Below are 1,308 nucleotides of genomic sequence, written 5' to 3' on the forward strand. Positions count from 1 at the left end.
CAGCTCCATGGTCGATGAGCAATGACGGCCCGGCGATGGCAGTTGGCGCATGGACGCCATCTCGACCTTGGCGGCAAGGCCGTGGTCGTCGGCATCCTCAATGTCACGCCCGATAGCTTTTCCGACGGCGGCCAGTTCGACGCCCCTGAAAAGGCGCTGGCCCAGGCGCGCCGCATGATCGGGGAAGGGGCGCTGGTTGTCGATGTCGGCGGAGAATCGACGCGCCCAGGTGCTGCCGCGGTATCGGCCAGCCAGGAACAGGACCGCATCCTGCCGGTGATCGAAGCGCTGGCGGGCGTGAGCGAGGTGCTGATTTCGGTCGACACCTATCGTGCCGACACGGCGCGGCTGGCGGTCGCCGCCGGCGCGCATATCGTCAACGATGTCTGGGGTTTGCAGCGCGAGCCCGATATTGCGCGTGTCGCCGCCGACACCGGCGCGGGGCTTGTCATCATGCATACTGGGCGGGATCGCCAGAAGCTGCCGGATGCGATTGCCGATCAACTGACGTTCCTGCGAAGGTCGCTGGAAATCGCCCGCCAGAACGGCATCGCCGACGATCGTATCGTGCTCGATCCCGGTTTCGGATTCGCCAAGGAGACGGCGGAGGAAAATCTCGACCTGATGGCACGCTTTTCGGAATTGCATGCCCTCGGCCTGCCGCTGATGGCCGGTACGTCGCGAAAACGCTTCATCGGCACGGTCACCGGCCGTGATGCCGCCGACAGAGGGGTCGGAACAGCGGCGACCAGCGTTATATTGAGGCTCCAGGGCGCCGATCTGTTTCGCGTCCACGATGTCGCATTCAACGTGGACGCTTTGGCGCTCGCGGATGCTATGCTGGCGCGTCGGACGGACCAGGCGAGAAACTGAGCGATGTATGTCATCCGCATGAAGAACTGCGCTTTCTTTGCCCGGCACGGCGTGCTGGACGAGGAGGAAAGGCTCGGCCAGCGCTTCTATGTCGATGCTGTTCTCACCGTCGATCCAGGCCGCGCGCTTGCCGAGGATTCGATCGAGGATACAGTCCACTACGGCATTGCATTCACCGTCATTGAGAAGATCATCACCGGGCAGCGCCGTTTTCTCATCGAGTCGCTGGCGCTCGAAGTGGCCCGTGCGCTGACGGCGCGTTTTCCGCAGATTAAGAAAGCCGAGATCACGGTGCGCAAGCCGAACGCACCGGTGCCTGGCGTGCTCGATTATGTCGAGGTGACCGTTGTCTGGCCCGAATAGTACCGTTTATCTCAGCCTTGGCGGCAATCTTGGCGATCCGGCGAAATCCATGGGCGCGGCGCTGCGCATGCT

General features: G+C 63.1%; 2 protein-coding genes and 1 pseudogene. All 3 read left to right on the forward strand.

The genetic code is table 11. From position 1 onward, the window contains the following. The first annotated feature begins 21 nt into the window (after positions 1–21). On the forward strand, positions 22–873 hold the full coding sequence (gene folP / locus EN939_RS34515; RefSeq protein ID WP_127271860.1) for a dihydropteroate synthase: 852 nt from the start codon (positions 22–24) through the stop codon (positions 871–873). Positions 874–876: 3 nt separating this feature from the next. Further along, positions 877–1,236: a dihydroneopterin aldolase gene (folB, locus tag EN939_RS34520; protein WP_023813034.1), complete on the forward strand. Its 360-nt coding sequence runs from the start codon at positions 877–879 to the stop codon at positions 1,234–1,236. Beyond that, a pseudogene (locus EN939_RS39530) lies at positions 1,220–1,308 on the forward strand (2-amino-4-hydroxy-6-hydroxymethyldihydropteridine diphosphokinase); the annotation flags it as partial. The gene folB and the pseudogene EN939_RS39530, both read left to right, overlap by 17 nt.

The sequence above is a fragment of the Mesorhizobium sp. M7A.F.Ca.CA.002.05.1.1 genome, from assembly GCF_003998335.1.
Classification (GTDB): Bacteria; Pseudomonadota; Alphaproteobacteria; order Rhizobiales; family Rhizobiaceae; genus Mesorhizobium.